This window comes from Chromobacterium sp. S0633 (genome assembly GCF_024158805.1).
GTDB lineage: Bacteria > Pseudomonadota > Gammaproteobacteria > Burkholderiales > Chromobacteriaceae > Chromobacterium.
In genome coordinates this window covers 18,688-42,676 of record NZ_JAMZGH010000033.1, presented here as the reverse complement: position 1 = coordinate 42,676, position 23,989 = coordinate 18,688, and the positions used below count along the sequence as shown (strand labels likewise).

At 65.0% G+C, this 23,989-nt stretch carries 21 protein-coding genes and 1 pseudogene; 12 read left to right on the top strand and 10 right to left on the bottom strand.

What is annotated here, in order from left to right:
- The 6 genes and pseudogenes from NK214_RS18460 to NK214_RS18435 form a co-directional block, all read right to left on the bottom strand.
- Nucleotides 1-187, bottom strand: a pseudogene (locus NK214_RS18460) (hypothetical protein); the annotation flags it as partial.
- Complete coding sequence (locus NK214_RS18455) at nt 168-1,484, bottom strand: lysine N(6)-hydroxylase/L-ornithine N(5)-oxygenase family protein (RefSeq protein WP_253315178.1); 1,317 nt, start codon at nt 1,482-1,484, stop codon at nt 168-170. The pseudogene NK214_RS18460 and the gene NK214_RS18455, both read right to left, overlap by 20 nt.
- A gap of 16 nt (nt 1,485-1,500) precedes the next feature.
- A complete protein-coding gene (locus NK214_RS18450) occupies nt 1,501-2,874 on the bottom strand; it encodes a diaminobutyrate--2-oxoglutarate transaminase family protein (protein ID WP_253315177.1) in 1,374 nt (457 codons plus the stop codon).
- A 13-nt stretch (nt 2,875-2,887) separates the two neighbouring features.
- Nucleotides 2,888-3,934 carry an aromatic ring-hydroxylating dioxygenase subunit alpha gene (locus NK214_RS18445; RefSeq protein WP_253315176.1) on the bottom strand — a complete coding sequence of 349 codons (1,047 nt, stop codon included), beginning with the start codon at nt 3,932-3,934 and terminating at the stop codon, nt 2,888-2,890.
- A gap of 23 nt (nt 3,935-3,957) precedes the next feature.
- On the bottom strand, nt 3,958-5,484 hold the full coding sequence (locus NK214_RS18440; RefSeq protein ID WP_199225936.1) for a 4-hydroxyphenylacetate 3-hydroxylase family protein: 1,527 nt from the start codon (nt 5,482-5,484) through the stop codon (nt 3,958-3,960).
- 160 nt (nt 5,485-5,644) lie between these two features.
- Nucleotides 5,645-6,394 (bottom strand): sulfite exporter TauE/SafE family protein, encoded by a 750-nt coding sequence (locus NK214_RS18435; RefSeq protein WP_048413068.1) that lies wholly within the window; start codon nt 6,392-6,394, stop codon nt 5,645-5,647.
- A gap of 309 nt (nt 6,395-6,703) precedes the next feature.
- Here NK214_RS18435 and NK214_RS18430 point away from each other — a divergent pair, with 309 nt between their 5' ends.
- On the top strand, nt 6,704-7,045 hold the full coding sequence (locus tag NK214_RS18430; RefSeq protein WP_107800876.1) for an FKBP-type peptidyl-prolyl cis-trans isomerase: 342 nt from the start codon (nt 6,704-6,706) through the stop codon (nt 7,043-7,045).
- A 114-nt stretch (nt 7,046-7,159) separates the two neighbouring features.
- Here the strand turns inward: NK214_RS18430 and pyrC are convergent, their stop codons facing one another.
- Complete coding sequence (gene pyrC, locus NK214_RS18425) at nt 7,160-8,197, bottom strand: dihydroorotase (protein WP_227105456.1); 1,038 nt, start codon at nt 8,195-8,197, stop codon at nt 7,160-7,162.
- Nucleotides 8,198-8,393: 196 nt separating this feature from the next.
- Nucleotides 8,394-8,624 carry a sulfurtransferase TusA family protein gene (locus NK214_RS18420; RefSeq protein WP_043589636.1) on the bottom strand — a complete coding sequence of 77 codons (231 nt, stop codon included), beginning with the start codon at nt 8,622-8,624 and terminating at the stop codon, nt 8,394-8,396.
- 189 nt (nt 8,625-8,813) lie between these two features.
- Here NK214_RS18420 and NK214_RS18415 point away from each other — a divergent pair, with 189 nt between their 5' ends.
- Both NK214_RS18415 and NK214_RS18410 read left to right on the top strand, forming a co-directional pair.
- Nucleotides 8,814-9,593, top strand: coding sequence for an NRDE family protein (locus NK214_RS18415; protein WP_107800874.1), 780 nt, complete (start codon nt 8,814-8,816; stop codon nt 9,591-9,593).
- 16 nt (nt 9,594-9,609) lie between these two features.
- Nucleotides 9,610-10,107, top strand: a complete 498-nt coding sequence (locus tag NK214_RS18410) for a CNP1-like family protein (protein ID WP_053074386.1) — start codon at nt 9,610-9,612, stop codon at nt 10,105-10,107.
- A 53-nt stretch (nt 10,108-10,160) separates the two neighbouring features.
- Here the strand turns inward: NK214_RS18410 and NK214_RS18405 are convergent, their stop codons facing one another.
- Both NK214_RS18405 and NK214_RS18400 read right to left on the bottom strand, forming a co-directional pair.
- Nucleotides 10,161-13,247, bottom strand: coding sequence for an efflux RND transporter permease subunit (locus NK214_RS18405; protein WP_235085976.1), 3,087 nt, complete (start codon nt 13,245-13,247; stop codon nt 10,161-10,163).
- Nucleotides 13,247-14,380: an efflux RND transporter periplasmic adaptor subunit gene (locus tag NK214_RS18400; RefSeq protein WP_253315175.1), complete on the bottom strand. Its 1,134-nt coding sequence runs from the start codon at nt 14,378-14,380 to the stop codon at nt 13,247-13,249. The genes NK214_RS18405 and NK214_RS18400 overlap by 1 nt, the downstream gene beginning before the upstream one ends.
- A gap of 720 nt (nt 14,381-15,100) precedes the next feature.
- Between NK214_RS18400 and NK214_RS18395 the strand changes: the two genes are divergently transcribed.
- The 9 genes from NK214_RS18395 to NK214_RS18355 all read left to right on the top strand — a co-directional run bounded on the left by NK214_RS18395 (nt 15,101) and on the right by NK214_RS18355 (nt 23,984).
- Nucleotides 15,101-16,717 (top strand): peptide ABC transporter substrate-binding protein, encoded by a 1,617-nt coding sequence (locus NK214_RS18395; protein WP_253315174.1) that lies wholly within the window; start codon nt 15,101-15,103, stop codon nt 16,715-16,717.
- 235 nt (nt 16,718-16,952) lie between these two features.
- A complete protein-coding gene (oppB, locus tag NK214_RS18390; RefSeq protein ID WP_227105445.1) occupies nt 16,953-17,873 on the top strand; it encodes an oligopeptide ABC transporter permease OppB in 921 nt (306 codons plus the stop codon).
- 25 nt (nt 17,874-17,898) lie between these two features.
- Nucleotides 17,899-18,813, top strand: a complete 915-nt coding sequence (locus NK214_RS18385) for an ABC transporter permease subunit (RefSeq protein ID WP_081575942.1) — start codon at nt 17,899-17,901, stop codon at nt 18,811-18,813.
- Nucleotides 18,814-18,831: 18 nt separating this feature from the next.
- The gene (locus tag NK214_RS18380; RefSeq protein ID WP_107800868.1) at nt 18,832-19,833 is read left to right on the top strand and encodes an ABC transporter ATP-binding protein; all 1,002 of its coding nucleotides are present in this window, start codon (nt 18,832-18,834) and stop codon (nt 19,831-19,833) included.
- On the top strand, nt 19,826-20,818 hold the full coding sequence (gene oppF / locus NK214_RS18375) for a murein tripeptide/oligopeptide ABC transporter ATP binding protein OppF (protein ID WP_107800867.1): 993 nt from the start codon (nt 19,826-19,828) through the stop codon (nt 20,816-20,818). Before NK214_RS18380 ends, oppF begins: the two co-directional genes overlap by 8 nt.
- Before the next feature lie 102 nt (nt 20,819-20,920).
- Nucleotides 20,921-21,766 (top strand): CDP-diacylglycerol diphosphatase, encoded by an 846-nt coding sequence (locus NK214_RS18370; RefSeq protein ID WP_253315173.1) that lies wholly within the window; start codon nt 20,921-20,923, stop codon nt 21,764-21,766.
- Nucleotides 21,767-21,942: 176 nt separating this feature from the next.
- Entirely contained in the window at nt 21,943-22,686 is a 744-nt protein-coding gene (locus NK214_RS18365; RefSeq protein WP_107800865.1) for a M48 family metallopeptidase, read from the top strand.
- A 300-nt stretch (nt 22,687-22,986) separates the two neighbouring features.
- Entirely contained in the window at nt 22,987-23,334 is a 348-nt protein-coding gene (locus NK214_RS18360) for a type II toxin-antitoxin system prevent-host-death family antitoxin (protein WP_107800864.1), read from the top strand.
- Nucleotides 23,331-23,984, top strand: a complete 654-nt coding sequence (locus NK214_RS18355) for an AAA family ATPase (RefSeq protein WP_253315172.1) — start codon at nt 23,331-23,333, stop codon at nt 23,982-23,984. The genes NK214_RS18360 and NK214_RS18355 overlap by 4 nt, the downstream gene beginning before the upstream one ends.
- Nucleotides 23,985-23,989 lie beyond the last annotated feature (5 nt).

The following is a 23,989-nucleotide window of genomic DNA, read 5'->3' as shown; positions in this document are numbered from 1 at the left end:
GCACCACCACCGAGCAGCCGGCCTCGGCGGCGGCCAGCGCCGCCGACAGCCCGGTGAGGCCGGCGCCTATCACCGCCAGTTCGCAACTGACCGGCAGCGCGTCGGCCTTGGCCGCCAGCAGTCGCGGCGCGCGCGCCTGCCAGCCGCTGGCGGCGCTCAGCAGTGCCTCAAGCGCGGGCGCCGTCATGCCGCGATCCTTGTTCCAGCCGCGCCGTCAGCGATTGCACGATGGCCTGCGAGCGCAGCGCCAGCAGGCTGAAGGAGCCGGCGTCGCCCATGCCGTGCGAGGATTCGCACAGGCCGTTCAGGTAGAGCGGCGCGCCGCGGTCGGCCTCGCCCTGCAGGCGCACGCGGTAGTCCAGCGCGATGTCCACGGTGTCGCGCTCGGCGCACAGCTGCGGCGCCAGCGTTTCCAATACGCGCGGCCAGGGTTCGCGCTTGGGGCCGCGCCCCAGATCCAGGAAGCCGGTGGCCAAGATCACCAGGTCCACGGTTTCGCTGACGACTTCTCCGCCCAGGAAGTGGCGCAGCTGCAGGGTGACGCCGTCGGCGCCGGGTTCGCAGGCCTCGGTGTCCATGCAGGTGAGCAGGGCCAGGCTGTCCTTGTCCTGCAGCCGGTTGGCGTATTGCTTGACGTAGAGCTGGTTGAGCACGTCGATGTCGGCGGCCGAATAATTGGTGAACACCAGTTCCTGGCGCAGCCGGGTCTTGTGTTCCGGGCTGGCGGCGAAGAAGGCGTCGACGAAGGCGGGGAAATACACCTCGTCGGAGAAGGGGCTGGTGTCTTTCTGACGGTAGCCGAAGTTGCGGGTGACGCCGACCACCCGCGTCAGCGCCGGCTCGGCGCTGGCGTGCAGCAGGATTTCCACCGCGCTCTGGCTGCCGCCTATCACCGCCACCCGGCCGCCGCCCTTGGCCTTGAGCCGTTCCAGCGCCGGCAGGTAGTGGTTGAGGTGGACCACGCGCGGGTCCGGCGCGCGCTGGAACGGTTCCGGGATGTTGGGGGTGCGGCCCGGCGCCAGCACCACGCTGAGGGCCAGGTATTCGCGGCCGTCGGCGCAGAGCACGCGGTAATGGCTGAGCGCGCCGTCGCTGTCGCTGACCGGCAGGATGTCGATGACTTCGCGCTGGTATTCCACCAGGTGCTGGAAGCAGCCGGCGGCCCAGCTGACGTATTGCGCGTACTCCAGCCGCAGCGGGTAGTGCAGCGGCAGGTTCAGGTGCTCGTAGAGCCGGTTGTGCTCGTGCAGGAAGTTGGTGAAGGTGTAGCGGCTGCGCGGGTTGCGCGGGGTGACCAGGTCGCGCAGCGGGTGGTTCTGGATGTCCGAGCCTTCCAGCAGCATGCCGGGCTGCCAGGCGGCGGAGGGCCGCCGCTCGAGGAAGCGCACGGACAGCTGCGGCGCCAGTTCTTCCAGCGCGATGGCCAGCGCGATGTTGGCGGGGCCGAAGCCGATGCCGATGATGTCGTGTACGGTGTGCGTCATGCTGTCGCTCCAGGGTTCAGAATGCCATTGCGGCCGGGGCGTGCGCGGCGGCCGGGGCGGCGGGCCACAGGCTGGCCAGCGCGGTTTCAAAACGGCGGACGATGTCCTCCGCGTCGTCGGCGCTGATGATCAGCGGCGGCAGCAGCCGCATCACCGCGCCGTGGCGGCCGCCGCTCTCCAGGATCAGGCCGTGTTCCAGACAGGCGCGTTTCAGCGCCTTGGCCAGCAGGCCGTTGGCCGGCGGGTGGCCCAGCGCGTCCGGCGCGCCGTTGGGGTCTATCAGTTCCACGCCCAGCATCAGGCCGCGGCCGCGCACCTCGCCGATGCAGGAGAAGCGCGTTTGCAGCGCCTGCAAGCGCCGGCGCAGCAGCTGGCCCACTTCCCGCACCTGCTCCAGCATGCCGGGCCGGCGCAGGTATTCCAGCGTGGCCGCGCCGCTGACCAGGGCGATCTGGTTGCCGCGGAAGGTGCCGGCGTGAGCGCCGGGCGCCCAGCGGTCGTATTTCCGGTGGTAGGCCACCAGGGCCAGCGGGTAGCCGCCGCCCACCGCCTTGGACAGGATGACGGCGTCCGGCACGATGCCGGCCCATTCATGGGCGAACATGTCGCCGCTGCGGCCGAAGCCGGTCTGCACTTCGTCCATCACCAGCGGCACATCGTGGCGCGCGGTGATCTCGCGCAGGCCGCGCAGCCATTCCGCGCTGGCCGGAATGCAGCCGCCTTCGCCCTGGATGGGCTCCACCAGCAGCATGGCCGGCTTGCCTACGCCGCTTTCCGGGTCGGACAGCAGGTTTTCCAGATAGGCCAGCGACAGGCGCTCGGTGTCGGCGGCGTCGGCGCCGAAGGGGCTGCGGTAGGCGTAGGGAAACGGCAGAAACTGGATTTCCGCCGGGTAGCCGCTGACCGCCTGTTTCGGCCCCAGATTGCCCATCATGCCCAGCGCGCCCATGGTCATGCCGTGGTAGGCGCCCTGGAAGGCCAGCACCGGGCGGCGGCCGGTGGCGGTCTTGAACAATTTGAGCGCGGCTTCCACCGCGTCGGAGCCGGACGGGCCGCAGAACTGCACTTTGGCGTGTTCGGCGAAGGCGGCCGGCAGGGCCTGGTACAGCTGTTCCACGAAGGCGAGCTTGGCCGGGGTGGCGATGTCCAGCGCCTGCTGCAGCTGGCCGGACTGCAGAAAATCGGCCACCCGCTGTTGGACGAAAGGGTGGTTGTGGCCCAGCGGCAGCGCGCCGGCGCAGGCCAGGCAGTCCAGGTATTCGCGGCCCTCGCTGTCGTAGACTCGGGCCAGTTCGCCGCGGCTGATCACGCGGTCTATGCCGCGCGCGTAGGTGCGGGCGTTGGATTCGCGCTCGGCCAGTTGCAGGCGGCGGGGTTCAAAGGCGTCCATCGTTTGCTCCCTGTCAGTTCAGCAAGGCCGCGGCGCGCGGCTCGGCGTGGTCCTGCGCGCCGGCGCGCTGACCCAGTTCCTTGATCCAGCGCCGGTATTCGATGCCCAAGCGGTCGCTGCGCACATGCATTTCCTGCTGGAGGTCCAGCGGCAGCCGCGCCGGGCGCTGCGACTCCACGATCAGCCGGTCCTGCTCGAACACCATGTCCTGGCGATAGAGGATTTTTTCCTCGCTCAAGTCGGCGCCGAAGTTGATGGCGACGATCAGCCAGATCACGCACTCGGCCTCGTCCACCGGGGTGGCGTTTAGGAAGGTGCAGAAGCGCTCGGTGTCGCCGGTCTTCTTGACGAAGTAGGCGGTGGTGGGGTTGAACACCGAGTAGGTGTAGCGCGCGGTGACCGGGATGCCGCGGTGGTCGCCATAGGGCTGGAACACCGAGATTTCCGAGGTGCGCAGCCCGTGTTCGCCCTTGAACACCTGGTAGTCCGGCAAGGGCTCCGGCGCATCCGGGTCGCCGTTGAGATTGGCGTGGACGAAGGGGAAGTGCGAGGCGTCGAGGAAGTTTTCCACCGAGCGCAAGGCGTTGCCCATATAGCGATAGGGGCCGGCGAAGACCTTGCGGAAGCTGTCGTCCTCCCATTCCGGGAACACCGGCAGCGGCCGCTGCGGCGCGTCCAGGCTGGCCCAGATCAGGCCGTAGCGTTCGGCCGCGTGGTGGCGGAAGATCAGCCGCGCCGACGAGGGCGTGGCTTGGTCCGGGTGGGCCGGCACCCGCGTGCACTGGCCGCCGGCGTCAAAGCGCCAGCCGTGGTACGGGCATTCGATCTCGCCCTTTTTGACGCAGCCCAGCGACAGCTTGGCGCCGCGGTGGCCGCAATAATCTTTCCAGGCGTGGATCTGGCCGGCGCCGTCGCGCCACAGCACCAGTTCCTCGCCCAGCAGCCGCACCGCCTTGGGGCGTTCTGCGCTGACTTCGTCGGCGCGCGCCACCACGTGCCATTGGTTCTTCAAGGCCTGGTAGTCCAGACCGGCGCGGTCCCATTTGCCTGCGTACAGCATGCTTGCCTCCTTTCCGGTCCGGTTCACGCGCGGTCGCGGCAAGCGCCGTCGAACTGCCAGCCCGGACGTGCCCAGCCGTCCGGCGTGTAGTCGGCCATGCAGTCGTCCACCAGCGCGCGGCATTGCTCCAGCACGCCGCTGCTCTCGCAGTGGCGCAGCATGTCCAGCCGCACCTGCTCGTTGTTGCCGGCGTAGTTGTGCTCGTACAGTTCGTGGCGGCCGCCGAACTCGCTGCCCAGCGCGTCCCACAGCAGCTTGATCAATTTGAGCCGGTCCACCGCCTCTTGATCGGTGCCCTGGAAGTAGCAGCCGATCAGGTCCTTGAGTTCCGGATTGGCCAGGTCCAGCCAGCTGGACACCTGCATGATGGGCGAGCCGCCGAGTATGGTGTTGAACACCGGTTTGAGCTGGGACATCATCTGGGTGCCGAAATAGCGCACCGTGGCGGCGGCTTCCAGCCGCGGCACCACCGAGCCGTCGCGGCGCGGTTCCGGGTTGTGGCACAGCGATTCGGTCAGCGACCACATCAGATTGCGCAGCGCCACGATGTCGGCCAGCCGGGCGCGTACGCCACGGAAGCCGTCGCTGCCGTTGGATTCCAGCACCTTGGCCAGCAGGCCGCAGATGAAATCCATCTTCACCGCCAGCCGGGTGCCGGATTGCAGCGGATAGCGGTTGAGGAAGCCGGAGGCGGAATAGAAGCTGCGCGCGCGCTCGATGTCGCGGTAGATCAGCACGTTTTCCCAGGGCACGAACACGCCGTCGAAGATCAGCACCGAGTCGTTTTCGTCGAAGCGGCTGGACAGCGGGTTGTCGAAGGGGCTGAGCGCCGCGGCCTCGTAAGAGCGGCGGCAGATGATCTTGAGATTGGGCGCGTTCATCGGCAGGATGAAGCACAGCGCGAAGTCCTCCTCGCCGCCGGCCTGGTATTGGGCGGCGCTGTTCTGGGCGACGAAGGTGGCGTTGGAGATGGCCGCGCTGGTGGCCACCATCTTGGCGCCGCGCACGATGATGCCGGCGTCGGTTTCCCTCTCCACGTGCAGGTAAAGATCGCGCATCTCCGAGGCGGCGCGGGCGCGGCCCGCCGGCGGGTTCACCAGCACGTGGTTGAGGAACAGCACTTTGCGCGCGCTCTGGCGATACCAGTTCAGCGCGTTGTCGTGGAAGGGCGCGTACAGATGGGGGTCGGATTTCAGCGTGGCGGTGAAGCCGGCCTTGTAGTCCGGGGTGCGGCCCATGAAGCCGTAAGTCAGCCGCGACCAGTGGGCGATGGCGTCGCGGGCCTTGAGCAAGTCCTCACAGGAGCGGCTGGGCATGAAATAGCGGTGGGTGCGATAGCCTTCCGGATCGATGTCGGTCATCAGCTCCTGGCTGTCCGGATGGTGCAGCGCCTCGTACAGCCGCGACATCGAGTAAGCGCTGTTGCGGAAAGCCGGGTGCCGGCTGACGTCCGCCACCTTCTGGCCGTAGATGTAGACTTCGCGGCCATCGTTGAGACTGGCCAGGTACTCCTCCGGCGTCATCATTTCGTTCAATGCAGCATGATTCACTTGGCACTCCTCATCGTCATTTAAGAGCAGCAAACACATTCCCGGACTGCGGGCGACACGACGCCCTCCCGTCAGGGATGAGAGAATCGACGCCATGGGCGCGGCCGCGCGTGGTCGCGGCCGGCGGATGGCTACGGCGGGTATTGAGTAGTGGGGCCGCTCAGTGGCTGAAGTAACGGCCCAGCAGGACGATGCCGGAAAACAGGACGACGGTATTGATCACCCGGATGAATTGTTCGCGGGTCAGCCGCAGGGTGATGTGTCGGCCGGCGAACACCCCGCACAACATGGCCGGCGCCAGGATCAGCGCCAGCAGCAGCAGGGAGGCGTCCATATAAACGCCGGCCAGCGCGAACAGCACCACCCGGGTCAGGGTGCTTAGGCCGATCAGCGTGGTCTGGGTGATGCGCAGATGTTCTTTCTGCTCGATGCGGCCGGACAGATAAATGGCGTAGATGAAGCCGCCGCTGCCGAACAGCGCGCTGAAGACGCCGCCCACCAGGCCGAAGGGCACCGCCGCGCGGGGCTGGAATTGCCGCTTGGGGCTGAGGCCGCTGAGCGAATACAGCGAGTAGGCCACCACGAACACGCCCAAGGCCAGTAGCAGCGCGTCAGGCCGGGTTTTCAGCAGGATGGCGGCGCCGATCAGGCTGCCGGCCACCATCAGCGGGATCAGCCGCTTCAGTTCGCCCAGGTCCGCCTTGCTGCCGTCGCGCAGGATGTTGCTGAAGGCGGCGAACATATCCATCAGCGCCAGCAGCGGCACGATCTTGGCCACCGGGATGAAAATGGCCAGCACCGGGCTGGCGACCAGGGCGGTGCCGAAACCGGCCACGCCGAAAATCACGTAAGCAATGGTGACCGCCGCAAAGATGGCGCTCAGGTCCTGCCATGGCAAATCCAGCAACATAGGGGGTTCTCCTGGCCTGCCTGCCACGCCTGGAATACTTTCCCGGGCGTTGGCCTGACGGCTCCTGCTATTTCTCCGACGGCTATTTTGTATGGGATCAGCCGTTCTCAAGTGTTTGCATCCTACTGATTTGTCATGATGTATGTCAAATGGGAAAGTTTGTCCTTGTAGTATTTGAATTGCATTTAATGATTAATATATTTGTAGAAAAAGTTTTACGCGCGACTACCGCGCCGGCCGGCGAGCCGGGCTCGCCGCGGCGGGACGAGTCCGCTATCATCCGCGGCAGATTGAAGGCGAGGAAGCCATATGAGCGATGAACTGCACATCACCGATCTGGTGGAGGGCACGGGCAAGGAGGTGGTCAAGGGCGCCTTGATCACCACGCAGTACACCGGCTGGCTGGAGGACGGCACCGAGTTCGATTCGTCCTACGCGAAGGGGCGGCCGTTCCAGTGCGTGATCGGCACCGGCCGCGTGATCAAGGGCTGGGATCAGGGCTTGATGGGCATGAAGGCGGGCGGCAAGCGCCGGCTGTACGTGCCGGCGCATCTGGCCTACGGCGAGCGCCAGATCGGCGCCCGCATCCAGCCCAATTCCAATCTCTTGTTCGAGATCGAGCTGCTGGAAGTGCTGACCCGCGACGATTGAGGCGGCGCGGCGGACAACAGACCGGCGCTGGGACCGGGTGTTGTTCGCCATTGCTCTTTAAGAGTCTGTTTTCAACGCCGTATCGCCGACGCGCAGCAGATCGTAAACAGCTTCTTAGTCCAGCAGCTTCCAGGCAATGCTCTCGCCGGCGCGCAGCGGCACCAGCGCGTCGCCGTCGTAGGGCAGCGTGTCCGGCACGGTCCACGCCTGCTTGGCCAGGGTCACGCGCTCTTCGTTGACCGGCAAGCGGTAGAAGGCCGGGCCGTTGAGGCTGGCGAAGGCTTCCAGCTGGTCCAGCGCGCCGGCGGCCTCGAAGGCCTCCGCGTACAGCTCGATGGCGGCGTTGGCGGTGTACATGCCGGCGCAGCCGCAGCTGCTCTCCTTGGCGTGGCGCGCGTGCGGCGCGCTGTCGGTGCCGAGGAAGAACTTGGCGGAGCCGCTGGTGGCGGCCTTGAGCAGCGCCTGGCGGTGCAGCTCGCGCTTGAGCACCGGCAGGCAGTAATGATGCGGGCGGATGCCGCCGACGAACAGCGCGTTGCGGTTCATCAGCAGGTGGTGGGCGGTGATGGTGGCGGCGACGTTGTCCGGCGCGGCGGCCACGTATTCGGCGGCGTCGCGGGTGGTGATGTGCTCGAACACCACGCGCAGCGCGGGCAGCTTGGCCAGCAGCGGTTGGAACACTTGCTCGATGAACACCGCTTCGCGGTCGAACACGTCGATGGCCGGATCAGTGACTTCGCCGTGCACCAGCAGCGGCAGCCCGGCCTCGGCCATGGCCTCCAGCGCCGGCATGGCTTTGTTGACGTCGGACACGCCGAAATCGGAATTGGTGGTGGCGCCGGCCGGGTAGAGCTTGACCGCGTGGACGAAACCGCTGGCCTTGGCCTTGCGGATTTCCGCCGGCGAGGTGTTGTCGGTCAGGTAGAGCGTCATCAGCGGCTCGAAGCGGCTGCCGGCCGGGCGCGCGGCCAGGATGCGCTCTCGGTAGGCGGCGGCGGCGTCCACGGTGGTCACCGGCGGCTTGAGATTGGGCATGATGATGGCGCGGCCCATCTGGCGACAGGTGTCGGGCAATACGGCGGCCAGCGCCGCGCCGTCGCGCACGTGCAGATGCCAGTCATCGGGGCGGATCAGGGTCAGGGTTTGCGTCATGGTCTTGCCTGCGGGTAGCGGTGAAAAAGGCGGCGGCCAAAAATAACCTGTTTACAAGCTGCTGCGCGTTGGCGATACGGCGTTGAAAGTCTCTTCAGAATGCTCATGTACGCTATGTGCATTCCGCTTCTTCAGCCGCTTTCGCCTGGTCTCGCCTTTGCTGGCGAGCGGGTAAACAGGTTCCGAGCCATCGAAATTATTTCCGTTTCAGCACCATGCGGAATTTGCCTTCCGCCGTGGTGTCCGAGGTCAACAGCGCATTGCCGGTCTGACGGCAGAAGGCTTCGAAGTCCTTGGGCGCGCCGGGATCGGTGGCGATCACCTCCAGCACCGCGCCGCTGTCCATTTCCGCCAGCGCCTTCTTGGCGCGCAGGATGGGCAGCGGGCAGTTGAGGCCGGAGAGGTCTATGGTCTTGTCGAAATTCATGGTCCGGCTTCCTCAGCCTTATCAGTTACAATGGAGGGAAGCCCGGCCGCTTGGAACCCGTTCAAGGCCGCATCGCCGACGCGAGGCGGACATCGAGCGGAATACAGGCCTGGTCGGAACTGTCCGCGGCTGCTCCCTAAACCCTAAGTTTACGCGAGTCGCCAAGCCATCCTCAAATCGGTCTTCATCATGTGCGTGATCGCTTTTGCCTACAAGACCCCCGGACTGGGCCAGCTGGTGTTGCTGGCCAACCGGGACGAATACTATGCGCGTCCGACCGAACCGCTGGATTGGTGGCCGCAATATCAGAATACGCTGGGCGGCCGCGACGCCGAGTCCGGCGGCGGCTGGCTGATGGTGGACGGCCGCGGCCGCATCGCCGCGGTGACCAATATCCGCGACGGCCACCCGGTCAAGGCGGAGCGCTCGCGCGGCGAACTGGTGGAGCGCTTCGTCGCCGGCGACGAGGACCCGTTCGCCTTCGCGGACTGGCTGCGCGCCGAGCAAGGCCGCTATGCGCCGTTTAACCTGTTGTTCGGCTATACCTCGGACCTGTTTCATTTCCACAGCCGCGGCGGCCAGATCGCCCGCGTGACGCCGGGCATTCACACCTTGTCCAACGCCACGCTGGACACGCCGTGGTTCAAGAGCGAGCGGCTGGCGGAGTATTTGCGCGAGTTTCAGCGCGTGCCCACCGAGGATCAGGCTTTCATCGCCCTGTCCGACGGCACGCCGGCGCCGCCGGGACAGTTGCCGAACACCCGCATCGGTTCCGCGCTGGAGCGGGTGCTGTCGCCCATCTTCATCAAGGGCCGCGACTATGGCACCCGCGCGTCCATGCTGCTGACGGTGTCGGCGCGCGGCGATATGCAGTTTTCGGAGTTGAGTTGGGGCTTGGCCGGCAGGGAAACCGGCCGCCGCCGTTTTACCTTGCGTCCGGGCCAGCCTAGCGCGGCCCCGGCGCGTTGAACGAGGAGTTAGAGATTTGAAGACTTTTGCCGCCATCATCGCGCTGGCCCTCTGCGCCGCGCAGCCGGCGCTGGCCGACAACAAGATCAAGAAGAATATAGATTTTGCGCCGGAAGTGCCGTGGCAGGAGGGCGATTACCAGTTGCCGCCGTATCCGGCGCAGCCGGACTGGATCGCGGTCAGCACCGACAATCTGCAGGTCAATCAGTATTTCGTCGACGCCAAGACCCTGAGCGCGGGCGAGGACGGCGTGGTGCGCATGATCGTGCGGGTGAAGAGCCCGGCGGGCGGCGAGAATCTGAGTTTCGAGGGCCTGTTGTGCAATGAGGGCAGCTACCGCGCTTACGCCTTCGGCAACAGCGTCGATAAAAACTGGATCCGCTCCACCAAGGCGGTGTGGCGCAAGATAGAGCGCGACGACAAGCTGCGCCGCACGCTGCGCGAGCTGGCCTGCCCGGACCGGCGCGCGCCGCGCGACGCCGAGGAGGCGCTCAAGCGTTTGCGTCAGGGCTGAGGCTGCTGAAAATACAAAGGCCCGCGCCGGACTCCGGCGCGGGCCTTGTCGCGTCAGGCGCGCAGCGCGCGCCGTTTTTCCCGCCAGGCTGCGTGGCGTTGCGCCAGCGCGTCGAAATACAGATAGAGCACCGGGGTGATGTAGAGCGTGACCACCTGGGAGAACACCAGGCCGCCCACCACCGCCAGGCCCAAGGGCTGGCGCAACTCGGCGCCGGCGCCCAGGCCCAGCGCGATGGGCAGCGCGCCCATCAGCGCCGCCAGCGTGGTCATCATGATGGGCCGGAAGCGCAGCAGACAGGCTGCGTGGATGGCCTGTTCCGGCGACATGCCCTGTTTGCGCTGAGCCTCCAGCGCGAAATCGATCATCATGATGGCGTTCTTTTTGACGATGCCGATCAGCATCAGGATGCCGATGCTGGCGATCACGGTCAGTTCCTGGCCGAACAGCATCAGCGTGCCCAGCGCGCCGATGGCGGCGGAGGGCAGGCCGGACAGAATCGTCAGCGGGTGGATATAGCTTTCGTACAGCACCCCCAGCAGCACGTAGATCACCGCCACCGCGATGCCCAGCAACAGGATCTGGCTGCCCTGGGTTTCCTCGAAGGCGGCGGCGTCGCCGCTATAGCTGGTGGCGATGGAGGGCGGCAGCGAGATGCGGTCCTTGAGCTGGCGCAGGTGTTGATCGGCCTGGCTCAGCGGGATGCCGGGCGCCAGGTTGAAGGACAGCGTCACCGCCTGTAGCTGGCCCTGGTGGTTGACCGAGATCGGGCCGACGGTGCGCTCCACCGAGGCGATGCTGGACAGCGGCACCAGCTGGCCGTCGGCGGCGCGCACGCGCAGCCGCGAGAAGTCGAACTCGTTGACCTTGAACGGGTCGTCCGCCTGCAGGATGACCTGATAGTTGTCGCTGGCGGTGTAGATGGTGGAAATCTGCCGTTCGCCGAAGGCGCTGTACAGCGCGCTGCGTATGCTCTGGATGTCCACGCCCAGCAGATTGGCCTTGTCGCGGTCTATGTTCAGCTTGGCTTGCAGCCCCTTGAGCTGGGAATCGCTGGTGACGTCGCGGAAGATGGGATCGGCCTGCATCTGCTGCAAGAGCTTGTCGGACCAGGTGTTCAGGCTTTCCGCCTGTATGCCCTGCAAGGTGTACTGGTAGCGGCTCTTGCTCTGGCGCCCGCCCAGGCGCAGGTTCTGCGTCGGGTTCAGATAGACGCTGAGCCCCGGCACCGCGCGCAGGTCGCGACGCAGGCTTTCCATGGTCGGGTCCAGCTTGGCGCGCTCGCCGCGCGGTTTGAGCTGGATGAACATGCGGCCGGTGTTGCCGCCGGACAGCGAGGAGGTGGCGAAGGCGACGTTGGGATTGGCCTGGGTGATGGCCGCGGCGCGTTGCTGCAGCTTGAGCATGGCCTCGTAGGAGATGTCCTGCGCCGCCTCGGTGCTGGCCATGATCTGGCCGGTGTCCTCGGTGGGGAAGAAGCCCTTGGGAATGCCGTTGAACATCAGCGCGGTCAGGACGAAGGTGGACAGCGCGCCGGCCAGGGTCAGGCGGCGATGCTTGAGCGCCAGGTCCAGCGTGCGGCGATAGCCGGCCAGCACCGCGTCGAAGCCGCCTTCCAGCGCGGCGGCCAGCCGGCCGCGCCGGGCCTGGTGTCCGATCGAGTCGGCGCTGAGAAAGCGCGAGGACAGCAGCGGGATCAGGGTCAGCGACACCGCCGCCGACACCAGTACCGCCAGCGACACCACCACGGCGAACTCATGGAACAGCAGGCCGATCACGCCCTGCATGAAGAAGATGGGAATGAAGATGGCCACCAGCGACAAGGAGATCGACACGATGGTGAAGGCGATCTCGCGCGAGCCCCTCAGCGCCGCCTCCATCGGCGACAGTCCTTCCTCGATGTAGCGGACGATGTTTTCCAGCATCACGATGGCGTCGTCCACCACCAGGCCCACCGCCAGCGTGATGCCCAGCAGCGAGATATTGTCTAGGCTGTAGCCCAGCCAGTACATCAGGGCGATGGTGCCGATCAGCGAGATCGGCAGCGAGAGCGCCGGGATCACCGTGGCCGCCATGCGCTGCAGGAACATGAAGATCACCATGATCACCAGCGCGATGGTGAGCAGCAGGGTCAGCTTGACGTCGTGGATGGCTTCGCGGATGGACTGCGAGCGGTCGTTCAGCAGGTTCAGCCGCACCGAGCCGGGCAATTGCGCCTGCAATTGCGGCAGTTCCTTGCGGATGGCGTCCACCACCGCCACGGTGTTGGCGTCGCTCTGCCGCATCACCGCCAGCACGATGGAGCGCTCGCCGTTGACCCAGCTGCCGCTTTTGAGGTTTTCCACGCTGTCTTCCACCGCGGCCACGTCGGACAGCCTCACCGGCAGGCCGTTGCGGCTGGCGATCACCAAGTTGGCGAACTGGGCGGCGTTTTGCAGCTGGCGGTTGGCTTCCACCGTCATCAGCTGCGATTTGCCCTCCAGCGTGCCCACCGGGGTGTTGACGTTGGCGGCGCGGATGCTGGCGGCCACGTCGTCCAGCGTCAGATTGCGCGAGGCCAGCTTGCCCGGATCGGCCTTGATCCGCACCGCGTAGCGCTTCTGGCCGAAGATGTTGACCTGGGCCACGCCCTTGAGGGTGGAGATATTGGGCGATATCCAGTTTTCGGCGTAGTCGTTGAGGTCGGACAGCGACATCGCCGGCGAATTGAGCGCCAGCAGCAGCACCGGCGAATCCGCCGGGTTGACCTTGCGGTAGGACGGCGTCGAGGTCATTTCCGTCGGCAGCGAGCGCTGCGCGCGCAGCAGCGCCGCCTGCACGTCCACCGCCGCCAGATCGATATTGCGGTCGTTGTCGAACTCCAGCGTGATCGAGGTGCTGCCCAGGGTGCTGGACGAACTGATCACCGCGATGCCGGGAATGGTGGAAAACTGCTTCTCCAGCGGCGCGGCCACCGAGGAGGCCATGCTGTCCGGGCTGGCGCCGGGCAGGCTGGCGGAAACGTTGATGGTGGGGGTGTCGAAGCTGGGCAGCGCGGCGATGGGCAGTTTCTGATAGGCGATCAGGCCGGCCACCACCAGGGATAGGCACAGCAGCACCGTCATCACCGGACGGCGGATGCAGAGCTCGGAGATTTGCATCACTGGCCTCCGCCGGCCGGGCCGGCCGCGGCCGCGCGCACTTTGTCGCCTGGGCGCAGGTTGAGGCCGCCGTTGGACACTACGGCCTCGCCTACGCTCAGCCCTTTGACGACGGCTTTTTCCTTATGGATGGCCAGCAGTTCCACCGGCACGCGCTTGACGCTGCCGTCGGCCTGCACCGCGTAGCTGAATTTGCCTTCCGGCCCGGTCAGCAGCGCCGCCACCGGAATGGTGGTGGCCTGCCGGTAGCGGCCGGCGTTAAGCGAGACGGTGACGAATTGGCCCGGCCACAGCTTGCCGTCCGGATTGGAAAACTCGGCTTTCAGCGTCAGCGTGCCGTTGGCGCTGTCCACCGCGCTATCGATGAAGACCAGTTTGCCGTCCACGCTGTCGCCGCTGTCCGGCAGCGTGGCGCGCACCAGCAGCTTGCCGGCGGCCTCGGCGGCGCGCACCGCGCCCAGTTCGCGCTCGGGCAGGGTGAAGGTGGCGTTGATCGGATGAATGCGGGTGATGGTCAGCATCGCCGCGGCCATGCCCGGCTGCACCAGGGTGCCCGGATAGACGCCGATCACGCCGATGCGTCCGCCGATGGAGGCGCGCAGCGTTTTGTAGTCCAGCGCCACGCGGGCCGCCTCCACTTGAGCGCGGTCCGCGGCCACGGTGGCGCTGAGCGCGTCGGCCTTGGACTGGTTGGCGTCCACCACGCTTTGCGAGACGAAGTTTTTCGCCAGCAGGTCGCGGCTGCGCGCCAGGTCGCGTTCGGCGTTTTTCAGCTGGGCCTGGTCGCTGAGCGTCTGCGCCTGAGCCTTTTTCAGCTGCGCGGTTTCCGCCGCCGCGTCCAGCGTGAACAGCAATTGGCCCGGGCTTACGCTCTGGCCTTCCTTGACGTGGACCTTGGCCACCACGCCGGACACTTGCGGCTTGACCTCCACCTTTTCAATGGCGGTGACATTGCCGGTGGCGCTCAGTTCTATCGGCAGATCCTCCGCCGCCACTTTGGCGATGCCAACGGCAATCGGCGGGCGCGCCGCGGTTTTGGACGCGGCGGCGCTCGTCCTGGAGCCATACCAGCCGGCCAGGCCGGCCGCAGCCAGAGCAAGCGCGGCAGCGCTTGCAACGACTCGTTTCTTCATCTTTTCTTCTCGCTCTTGGGGCGGGCGCCTAGCCCGCCGTGTGGATGCCAGGCGTCGTCCCATCGATACCTGCTGGCGCATGCCGGCGTCGCCGCTTGCCGCGGACATCAGTCCGGCGGCGGGCCGCGTTTCCAGGGCGTCCCTCCGCCGCTGGTCGCGCGGCCCGGAAAACCGGGCCGGATTCTGTCCGCATATTGGAATGATAGGGCCGAATAAGGCTTGCGGATCAGGAAGATGCGTTGGCGGCGCGGCCTGGGCTCATGAGCGTGGGGCCGGGGGGCGGGGCTGGCGCGCGGCATGCGTCGGATCGAGCTTACTCAAGCCCTTCCGTTTTCGCCAAGCGCAAAAGCGTTAATGATTTTGGGAAAAGCCTGCAAATTAAAAATAAGCGTTTTGTAATATTTGAATGGGGTAATTGTATAGGCTTATTTTCAATCCCATGAGCAATGCGTATGAGAGGCATTAATTTTTAGAATGAGAAACGAAATAATGGTGGAAAAACAATGTGAAATCAGCAAGCTGTGACAGCTAATGCGGGCAAGGATAGTCAATTTGCGACAAAAACGTTAAATCGCCCGCCGTCGCGCCGTGCTTAGCACTTGAAGTATTCAAAATCCTCAGCGCATAATGGCCGCCAACCACTCTGGATACAATCGAGTGAAGATTCTGATCGCCCCGCGATAGTCGACGGGAGCGGCAATACTTAGGAGAGTAGGCGAGATGGCTGATAAAAAATCGCTACAGACAATCACGGCCGCCGTGGCGCTGGCCCTGACTTCCGGCGCGGCCTTGGCCGCCATTGTGCCGCCGGGCACCAAGCTGGCCGCCAAGCAGGAACTGGTGCGCTCCAACGGCTCCGAACCGGAATCGCTGGACCCCATGGTGGTGGAGGGCGTGCCCGCCAACATCATCACCCACGACTTGTTCGAAGGCCTGACCGCCACCGACAACGAAGGCCGGCTGCAGCCCGGCGTGGCCGAGTCCTGGAAACAGACCGCGCCCACCACCTGGGTGTTCAAGCTGCGCAAGAACGCCAAATGGTCCGACGGCAGCGGCGTCACCGCCGACGACTTCGTCTACGGCATCCGCCGCCTGGTGGATCCCAAGCTGGCCGCTCCCTACGCCGGCACCTTCGGCATCTTCTTCCTGAACGGCGAGGCCATCGTGGCCGGCAAGAAGCCGGTGACCGCCATCGGCATCAAGGCGCTGGACAAATACACCGTGCAAGTGGACACCGCCTTCCCGGTGTCCTACCTGCCGGAACTGATGTCCAACGCCCAGCTGGGCCCGGCGCCCAAGGCGGTGATCGACAAGTTCGGCAAGGACTGGGTCAAGCCGGGCAAGATGGTCAGCAACGGCCCCTTCGTGCTGAAAGACTGGCAAGTCAACAGCAAGGTGGTGATCGAGAAGAACGCGCAGTACTGGAACGCCAAGAGCGTGCAGCTGACCCGCGTCAGCTTCCTGCCCATCGAAGATCAGAACGCCGACCAGAAGCTGTATCAGTCCGGTCAGACCGACATGACTTACGAGATCCCGCCGGGCAGCTTCGACAAGCTCAAGAGCGCCATGCCCAAGGATCTGAAAACCTCCACCATCCTGGGCCTGCGCTATTACAGCCTGAACAACAAGGATCCGCTGCTGAAGGACGTGCGCGTGCGCAAGGCGCTGTCCATGGTGGTGGACCGCGACCTGATGGCCAAGAAAATCACCGGCGACGGCCAGCTGCCGTCCTATAGCGTGATGGTCAAAGGCGTGCACGGCGGCCTGCCGACCAGCTACGACTGGGCGCAATGGCCGATGGCCAAGCGCGTGGACGAGGCCAAGAAGCTGCTGGCCCAGGCCGGCGTCAAGCCGGGCACCACGCTCAAGCTGTCCTACAACACCAGCGACTACCACAAGAAGATGGCCATCTTCGTGGCCTCCGAGTGGAAGAGCAAGCTGGGCTTCAACACCTCCATGGAGAACATGGAGTTCAAGGTCTTCCTGAAGAAACGCCACGACGGCGACTACCAGGTGGCGCGCAACGGCTGGCTGGCCGACTATAACGACGCCACCACCTTCCTGGCGCTGGTCCAGTGCGGCAATACCCAGAACGACAACTTCAACTGCAACAAGAAAGCGGAAGAGTTGATCAAGCAGGGCAATGAAAGCACCGATCAAGCCAAGCGCACCCAATTGCTGACTCAGGCCACCAAGCTGGCGATGGACGACTACCCGATGATCCCGGTGCTGCAGTACACGCTGCCGCGCCTGGTGAAACCGTATGTGGGCGGCTACTCGCTGAAGAACCCGGTGGATCGCTACCGCAGCAAGGAACTCTACATCATCCAGCATTGATCGCCGGCCTCGCGCCGACGCCTGAACGCCTCCCGTCCCGCAGGGGACCGGAGGCGCGCGGGCGGACGCGCGTTCGGCCCTGATCTGGAAACGGGGGCAACCCCGGTGTGTTGAGCGGGCGGCCGTCGCTGACGGCGCCGCCCGCCCGTGACTGTCGGTGTCAATCGCCGTTGGTCCGTCCGCAGCCCGCGCATTGCGCCGGCGCGGCGGGCGCGGCGAGTCGGAGTAATTTGCAATGTGGTCCTACACCTTACGACGCGTGCTGTTGACGATCCCCACCGTGTTGGCCGTCATCACCGTCTGTTATCTGCTGCTGCACATGACCCCTGGCGGCCCCTTTGACGGGGAGCGCAAAGTTTCCGAGGCGGTATTGGCCAATCTGCAGGCCAAATACCATCTCGACCTGCCCCTGTGGCAGCAATACCTGTATTACCTGAAGAGCCTGCTGCAAGGCGATCTGGGCGCCTCCTTCCGTTATTCGGACTGGAGCGTCAACGATCTGGTGGCCAAGGCGCTGCCGGTGTCGGCGGCGATAGGCGGCAGCGCCATCCTGATTTCGCTGGTGATAGGCGTGGCGCTGGGCATCGTCGCCGCGTTGCGTCAGAACAGCGCGGTGGATTACCTGGTGATGCTGATCAGCAATATGGGCAGCGCTTTCCCGTCCTTCATCATCGGTCCGGTGCTGGTGCTGATCTTCGCCGTCACCCTGCAATGGCTGCCGTCCGGCGGCTGGAACGATTTCGATCCGCGCTTCATGATTCTGCCGGTGGCGCTGCTGACCTTCATCAACGTGGCCACCATCGGCCGGGTGATGCGCGGCAGCCTGATCGAGGTGCTGGGCAGCAACTTCATCCGCACCGCGCGCGCCAAGGGCCTGCCGATGCGTACCATCATCGTCCGCCACGCCTTGAAGCCGGCGCTGATGCCGGTGGTGACGCTGCTGGGGCCGTTGACCATCTCCTCCATCACCTCCGCCGTGGTCACCGAGTCCATCTTCTCCCTGCCCGGCCTGGGCAAGCTCATCGTCAACGGCGCGGCCAACCGCGACTACACGCTGGTGCTGGGCCTGGTGGTGCTGGTGACGGTGATTGCCGTGCTGCTCAATCTGCTGGTCGACCTGGCTTACGCCTTCCTCGATCCCAAGATTCGCTATTGACGCGCGTGACCGCGAAGGATTTCCCATGTTGAGAAGCAAACAGAAGCAAGCGGCGATCGCGCTGGAGACCCGTCTGGACGATGCCGCCGTAGAGGGCCGCAGCCCGTGGCGCGACGCCCGCATCCGCTTTTTCCGCAACCGCGCGGCCGTGGTCAGCCTGATCATCCTGTCGCTGATCGTGCTGGCCTGTATTTTCGGGCCGATGTTCCTGCCCCATACCTATGACGACACCGACTGGGACGCCATCAGCCTGGCGCCCACCTGGCAGGGCATGCACTGGTTCGGCACCGACGACCTGGGCCGCGACCTGCTGGTGCGCACCCTGATCGGCGGCCGCATCTCGCTGATGGTGGGCGCGCTGGCCACTGTCGCCGCGGTGATCATCGGCGTGCTCTGGGGGGCCAGCGCCGGCTTCCTCGGCGGCAAGATAGACAATCTGATGATGCGCATCGTGGACATGATGTACGCGGTGCCCTATCTGCTGATCGCCATCCTGATGGTGACCCTGCTGGGCCGCGAGTTCTATCTGGTGGTGCTGACCATCACCATCCTGGGCTGGATGGACATGGCGCGCGTGGTGCGCGGCCAGACGCTGTCGATCAAGTCCAAGGAGTATGTGGAGGCCGCGCGCGCCATCGGCGTGTCCACCGCCACCATCATCGCCCGCCACATCGTGCCCAATCTGCTGGGCATCGTGGTGATCTACACTACGGTAACGGTGCCGGGCGTGATTCTGACCGAATCCGTGTTGTCCTTCCTGGGCCTGGGCGTGCAAGAGCCGATGACCAGCTGGGGGGTGTTGATCGGCGACGGCACCAAGACCATGGAAACCCAGCCCTGGCAGCTGTTGTTCCCCGCCGGCATGTTGTCGCTGACCTTGTACTGCGCCAACTATATCGGCGACGGCCTGCGCGACGCGCTGGACCCGAAAGATCGATGAGCCCGAGGTAGAACCACTATGAGCATTTTGAAAGTCAGCAATCTCGGGGTCCAGTTCCAGACCAACGACGGCATGGTCAACGCCGTCAACGGCGTCAGCTTCGAACTGGATAAGGGGCAGACCCTGGGCATCGTCGGCGAGTCCGGTTCCGGCAAGAGCCAGACCGTGCTGTCCATCATGGGCCTGCTGGCCCGCAACGGCTCCACCAGCGGCGAAGTGCTGTTCCACGGCAAAGACCTGCTGAAGATGGGCGCGCCGGAACTGAACGCCATCCGCGGCGACCGCGTGTCCATGATCTTCCAGGATCCGATGACCTCGCTGAACCCCTACCTGACGGTGGAGCGGCAGATGACCGAGGTGCTGGAGCTGCACAAGGGCATGAGCCGGCGCGCGGCCAAGAAGCGCGCGATCGAGCTGTTGGAAGCGGTGCGCATTCCTGAAGCGGCGCGCCGCGTGGACATGTATCCGCATGAATTCTCCGGCGGCATGCGCCAGCGCGTGATGATCGCGATGGCGCTGCTGTGCGAGCCGGAGGTCTTGATCGCCGACGAACCCACCACCGCGCTGGACGTGACGGTGCAGGCGCAGATCCTGACCCTGTTGAAAGACCTGCAGCGGGACTTCGGCACCTCCATCATCATGATCACCCACGACTTGGGCGTGGTGGCCGGCCTGTGCGAAAAAGTGATGGTGATGTACGGTGGCCGGGTGATGGAATACGGCGACGCCGACAGCATCTTCTATCACCCCAGCCATCCTTACACCATCGGCCTGCTGGGCGCGCTGCCGCGGCTGGACCACGACGGCAGCGAGCTGGTCAGCATTCCCGGCAATCCGCCCAATATGGCGCACATGCCCAAGGGCTGCCCGTTCTCCGAACGTTGCCAGCACAGCACCGAGCGCTGCGCCGACGAACTGCCGCTGCTGCAGGCCAGCAGCCACAATCCGCAGGTGATCCGCGCCTGTCACAAGCCGGCCGTCGAGCTGGCGCAAGCAGCCCAGGAGGTGGCCCATGTCTGAACAAGCCAAACAGGCCATTCTTTCGGTGCGCGACGTCAAAGTGCACTTCCAGGTCAAGGGCAACGACAGTTGGCCGTGGAGCCCCAAGAAAACCCTGAAAGCGGTGGACGGCGTCAGTTTCGACCTCTACGCCGGGGAAACCCTGGGCGTGGTGGGCGAATCCGGCTGCGGCAAGTCCACGCTCAGCCGCGCCATCCTGAATCTGATTCCCGCCACCGACGGCGAAATCGTCTGGATGGGCAAGGATTTGCGCAAGGGCAGCGACAAGGACTGGCTGGCGGTGCGCAAGGACATCCAGATGATCTTCCAGGATCCGCTGGCCTCGCTCAATCCGCGGATGACGGTGGCCCACATCATCGGCGAGCCGCTGCGCGTGCACAAGCCGGAGCTGGGTCCGGAGGAAGTGATGCGCCGGGTCAAGGCGATGATGGCCAAGGTGGGTCTGCGCGAGCAGATGATCAACCGCTATCCGCACGAGTTCTCCGGCGGCCAGTGCCAGCGCATCGGCATTGCCCGCGCGCTGATCCTGGAGCCCAAGCTCATCATCTGCGACGAGCCGGTGTCGGCGCTGGACGTGTCCATCCAGGCGCAGATCATCAATCTGCTCAAGGAGTTGCAGCGCGAGATGGGGCTGGCGCTGATCTTCATCGCCCACGATCTGGCCGTGGTCAAGCACATCTCCGACCGCATCCTGGTGATGTATCTGGGCCGCGAAATGGAGCTGGCGGAAAAGTCCGCCTTGTACGACGCGCCTTCGCACCCGTACACCCGCGCCTTGCTGTCGGCGATTCCCATCCCGGACCCGAAGCTGGAAAAGAACAAGGTGATCCAGATCCTGCAAGGCGACCTGCCCAGCCCGATCAATCCGCCGTCCGGCTGCGTGTTCCGCACCCGTTGCCCGCAGGCGGAGACGCGCTGCGCTCAGCAGGCCACGCCGCTGCGCCGCGTCAGCGAGCAGAGCCAGTCCTCTTGCCTGCTGGCCTGAGCCGGATTCGCCCCGCGCCAAACCGCCCCTAGGGGCGGTTTTTTCATGTCCGGGCCCGGCCTTCGCTATAGTGGCGGAGTGGCATCAAGTAAAAATCCAAACATGAAAACCACGCTCAAAATCGCCACCGGCCTGTTGGCCGCGCTGGCCTTGGGGTACTCGGCGCTGTTGTGGGCCGATTCCGACGCCTTGTGGAACATCGTCAGCCGGCAATGCCTGCCCAATCAGCAGGCGAGCGGCCAGCCGGCGCCCTGCGCCGCGGTGGAGCCGGGCAGCGGCGAGGCCGGCGGCTACGCGGTGCTGAAAGACCGCAACGGCTGGCTGCAATACCTGTTGATTCCCACCGTCCGCGTCAGCGGCATCGAAAGCCCGGAGCTGCTGAGCGAGCGCGCGCCGGATTACTGGGGGGCGGCCTGGCGCGCGCGCGGCTTTCTGGAGCAGCGCTACGGCCGGCCGATTCCGCGCGAACTGCTGTCGTTGACCATCAATTCCCAGTACGGACGCACCCAGAATCAGTTGCACATCCACATCTCCTGCACCGACGCCACCGTGCGCCAGCAGCTGGAGGACCTGAAGGACAGCCTGAGCGAGGAGTGGCGCGAGTTGCCGGTGGAGCTGCAGGGCCACGCTTATTGGGCGCGCGCGGTGGCGGCCAAGGCCGACGGCGGCCCGGAGGTGGACCCGTTCAAGGCGCTGGCGGCCGGACAGCCGGAGGCCGGCCTGGACATGGGCCGCTACGGCCTGGCGCTGGTGGCGACGCGGCTGGCCGACGGCCGCGACGGTTTCATTCTGCTGAGCAGCCGCGCCAGTCTGATCGGCGCCAACCGCGCCTCGGTCGAGGAATTGCAAGATCACGAGTGTCCGGTGCTGCGGGGCGCGTCCGCCAATGGTTCGGATGCGTTGCGTCGCCGCGACAACCATTCGCAGCCCGCTTCGCCGCCGGTCTAGAGCGGTTCCGGAAAAACCTTTGCGTTGGCAAGGGCTTGCCGGCGGTAAGGTCTGAGGGGGCGTGAATCGGCAATGGGTGGGAGTTATGCCAATCGCTTTTCAAGAGGAGGCAAAGCGGATAGCATCCGTCTGCTTTATTTGTAAATTGAATTTGTAAATTAAATGAGACTGACACAATGAAAAAATTCGCTCTGACCGTTCTGGCTGCTGCTTGCCTTTCCGCCCCGGTGCACGCTTTCGATCTGGGCTCCATGATCAGCGCCGGCTCCGACCTGGTGAAGTCCGCCACCCTCAGCGACGCCGACGTCAAAGCCATGGCCGCCGAATCCAGCGTTGTGATGGACAAGAAAAACAAGGTGGCTCCGGCCTCCAACGCCTATTCCAAGCGCCTGGCCAAGATGGTTAAGGGCCTGGACAGCGAAGACGGCACCAAGCTGAACTTCAAGGTTTATCTGACCAAGGAAGTCAACGCCTTCGCAATGGCCGACGGCACCGTACGCGTGTACAGCGGCCTGATGGACAAGATGAACGACGACGAAGTGCGCTTCGTCATCGGTCATGAAATCGGCCATGTGAAACTGGGCCACACCAAGAAAGCCATGCAACTGGCCTACGCCACTTCCGCGGCGCGCAAGGGCGCGGCCGGCAGCGGCAACAGCGTCGCCAGCAGCTTGTCCGAATCCGAGCTCGGCGGCTTCGCCGAAGCCGTGGTGAACGCGCAGTTCTCCCAGTCTCAGGAAAGCGACGCCGACGGCTACTCGGTGGGCTTCCTCAAGCGTCACAACTACAACGTTCAAGGCGGTCCGGCCGCGCTGCGCAAGCTGGCCGATCTGTACGGCAACGACAGCAGCCTGCTGTCCAGCCACCCGGCGCCGGGCGACCGCGCGGTGAAACTGGAAAAACAGATCCAGAGCATGTAAGCGGCATCCGCCCGCACATGAAAAAAGCACCGCCTAGGCGGTGCTTTTTTCATGGCCGCGTCAGCCGCTGTTCAAAACGTGCCGCGCGTCGCGAGCCGTCGCACGGTGAGTGCGACTTGTTGCGTGTGCATCCTGCGCTTTCTCAGCCGCAGCGTCTGGTTTCGCCTTGGCTCGCCAGATCGCGAACGGCTTCTTTGAGCGTGTTAGCCGCATATGGCCGGTAAAAATGGCTAAAAAAGACATTTTTTCATATTGGGGCTATTATTGCCTTATCGTCATTATTTTCCCGGTGGGGCTGCGATGATTACGGAATTGCCCAGCTTGGACGCCTTGCCGCGTCAAAACGCCTCTCAGGTCAAAAACAAATGGGGGGAGGTCGTGCGCCTGGTTCATCAACAGGGCAGCGTGGCTGTCACCAACCATTCGACCGTGGAGATGGTGTTGCTGGACGCCGCCACCTACCGGCGGCTGGAGGATGCCATTCAGGCGCTGAAGCAGCGCGAGCAAGCGGCGTTGGACGCGCTGAATCAGCGCTTCGATGCTCGGCTGGCCCAATTGCAACAAGCGGGCACGGCACAAAACGTCGATAGTCTGTTCAAGGCCCAGGGCAAGTTAGGCTCGCGGCCCAAGGCCGGCGACGCGTTTTGATCGCCGCCGCCGCGCGTCCCTTCATCCTAGTGCTTGCCGGCGTGAACGGCGCAGGCAAGAGCTCGGTGGGTGGCAGCCTGCTGGCCGAGCACGGCTTGTCCTGGTACAACCCGGACAGTTATGCGCGCGAACTGGTCAGACAACTGGGTTTGGACCTGGACAAGGCCAATGGGCAGGCGTGGGAATACGGCCGCTCCCGGCTGGAGGCCGCCATCCGCGAGGGCCGCAACTTTGCGTTCGAAACCACGCTGGGAGGCCGGACCATGGCGGACATGCTCGCCGCAGCGGCGGGCAGTCACAATGTCATGATGTTGTTTTGCGGCCTGGACTCGCCGGAACGACACATTGCGCGGGTAGGCTTGCGTGTCGCCCATGGGGGCCACGACATCCCGGAGCACAAGATTCACGAGCGCTGGGTCAGCTCGCGTCTTAATCTGATCCGCTTATTGCCGAGACTGGCCCGGCTGCAAGTATTCGACAATAGCGTTGAAGCGGCGCCGGGGCAGGAGATTCCGGACCCGGTGCTGGTGTTGGAAACCGTCAATGGCCGGATGGTGTCGCCAGGGGTGGACGATCTTGCCGCCTTGGCCGCCACTCCCGTCTGGGCCAGGCCCATCGTGCAAGCGGCCATCGAATTGCCGTTGTCTTGAGCTCT

Coding starts and splice junctions, on each gene's coding strand:
- pyrC (WP_227105456.1), bottom strand. CDS start 8,197: ATGACGCAAACCCTGACCCTGATCCGCCCCGATGACTGGCATCTGCAC.
- NK214_RS18370 (WP_253315173.1), top strand. CDS start 20,921: ATGAAAACCACGCTCAAAATCGCCACCGGCCTGTTGGCCGCGCTGGCC.
- NK214_RS18395 (WP_253315174.1), top strand. CDS start 15,101: ATGGCTGATAAAAAATCGCTACAGACAATCACGGCCGCCGTGGCGCTG.
- NK214_RS18360 (WP_107800864.1), top strand. CDS start 22,987: ATGATTACGGAATTGCCCAGCTTGGACGCCTTGCCGCGTCAAAACGCC.
- NK214_RS18430 (WP_107800876.1), top strand. CDS start 6,704: ATGAGCGATGAACTGCACATCACCGATCTGGTGGAGGGCACGGGCAAG.
- NK214_RS18450 (WP_253315177.1), bottom strand. CDS start 2,874: ATGGACGCCTTTGAACCCCGCCGCCTGCAACTGGCCGAGCGCGAATCC.
- NK214_RS18435 (WP_048413068.1), bottom strand. CDS start 6,394: ATGTTGCTGGATTTGCCATGGCAGGACCTGAGCGCCATCTTTGCGGCG.
- NK214_RS18380 (WP_107800868.1), top strand. CDS start 18,832: ATGAGCATTTTGAAAGTCAGCAATCTCGGGGTCCAGTTCCAGACCAAC.
- NK214_RS18445 (WP_253315176.1), bottom strand. CDS start 3,934: ATGCTGTACGCAGGCAAATGGGACCGCGCCGGTCTGGACTACCAGGCC.
- NK214_RS18405 (WP_235085976.1), bottom strand. CDS start 13,247: ATGCAAATCTCCGAGCTCTGCATCCGCCGTCCGGTGATGACGGTGCTG.
- oppF (WP_107800867.1), top strand. CDS start 19,826: ATGTCTGAACAAGCCAAACAGGCCATTCTTTCGGTGCGCGACGTCAAA.
- oppB (WP_227105445.1), top strand. CDS start 16,953: ATGTGGTCCTACACCTTACGACGCGTGCTGTTGACGATCCCCACCGTG.
- NK214_RS18400 (WP_253315175.1), bottom strand. CDS start 14,380: ATGAAGAAACGAGTCGTTGCAAGCGCTGCCGCGCTTGCTCTGGCTGCG.
- NK214_RS18420 (WP_043589636.1), bottom strand. CDS start 8,624: ATGAATTTCGACAAGACCATAGACCTCTCCGGCCTCAACTGCCCGCTG.
- NK214_RS18415 (WP_107800874.1), top strand. CDS start 8,814: ATGTGCGTGATCGCTTTTGCCTACAAGACCCCCGGACTGGGCCAGCTG.
- NK214_RS18385 (WP_081575942.1), top strand. CDS start 17,899: ATGTTGAGAAGCAAACAGAAGCAAGCGGCGATCGCGCTGGAGACCCGT.
- NK214_RS18455 (WP_253315178.1), bottom strand. CDS start 1,484: ATGACGCACACCGTACACGACATCATCGGCATCGGCTTCGGCCCCGCC.
- NK214_RS18365 (WP_107800865.1), top strand. CDS start 21,943: ATGAAAAAATTCGCTCTGACCGTTCTGGCTGCTGCTTGCCTTTCCGCC.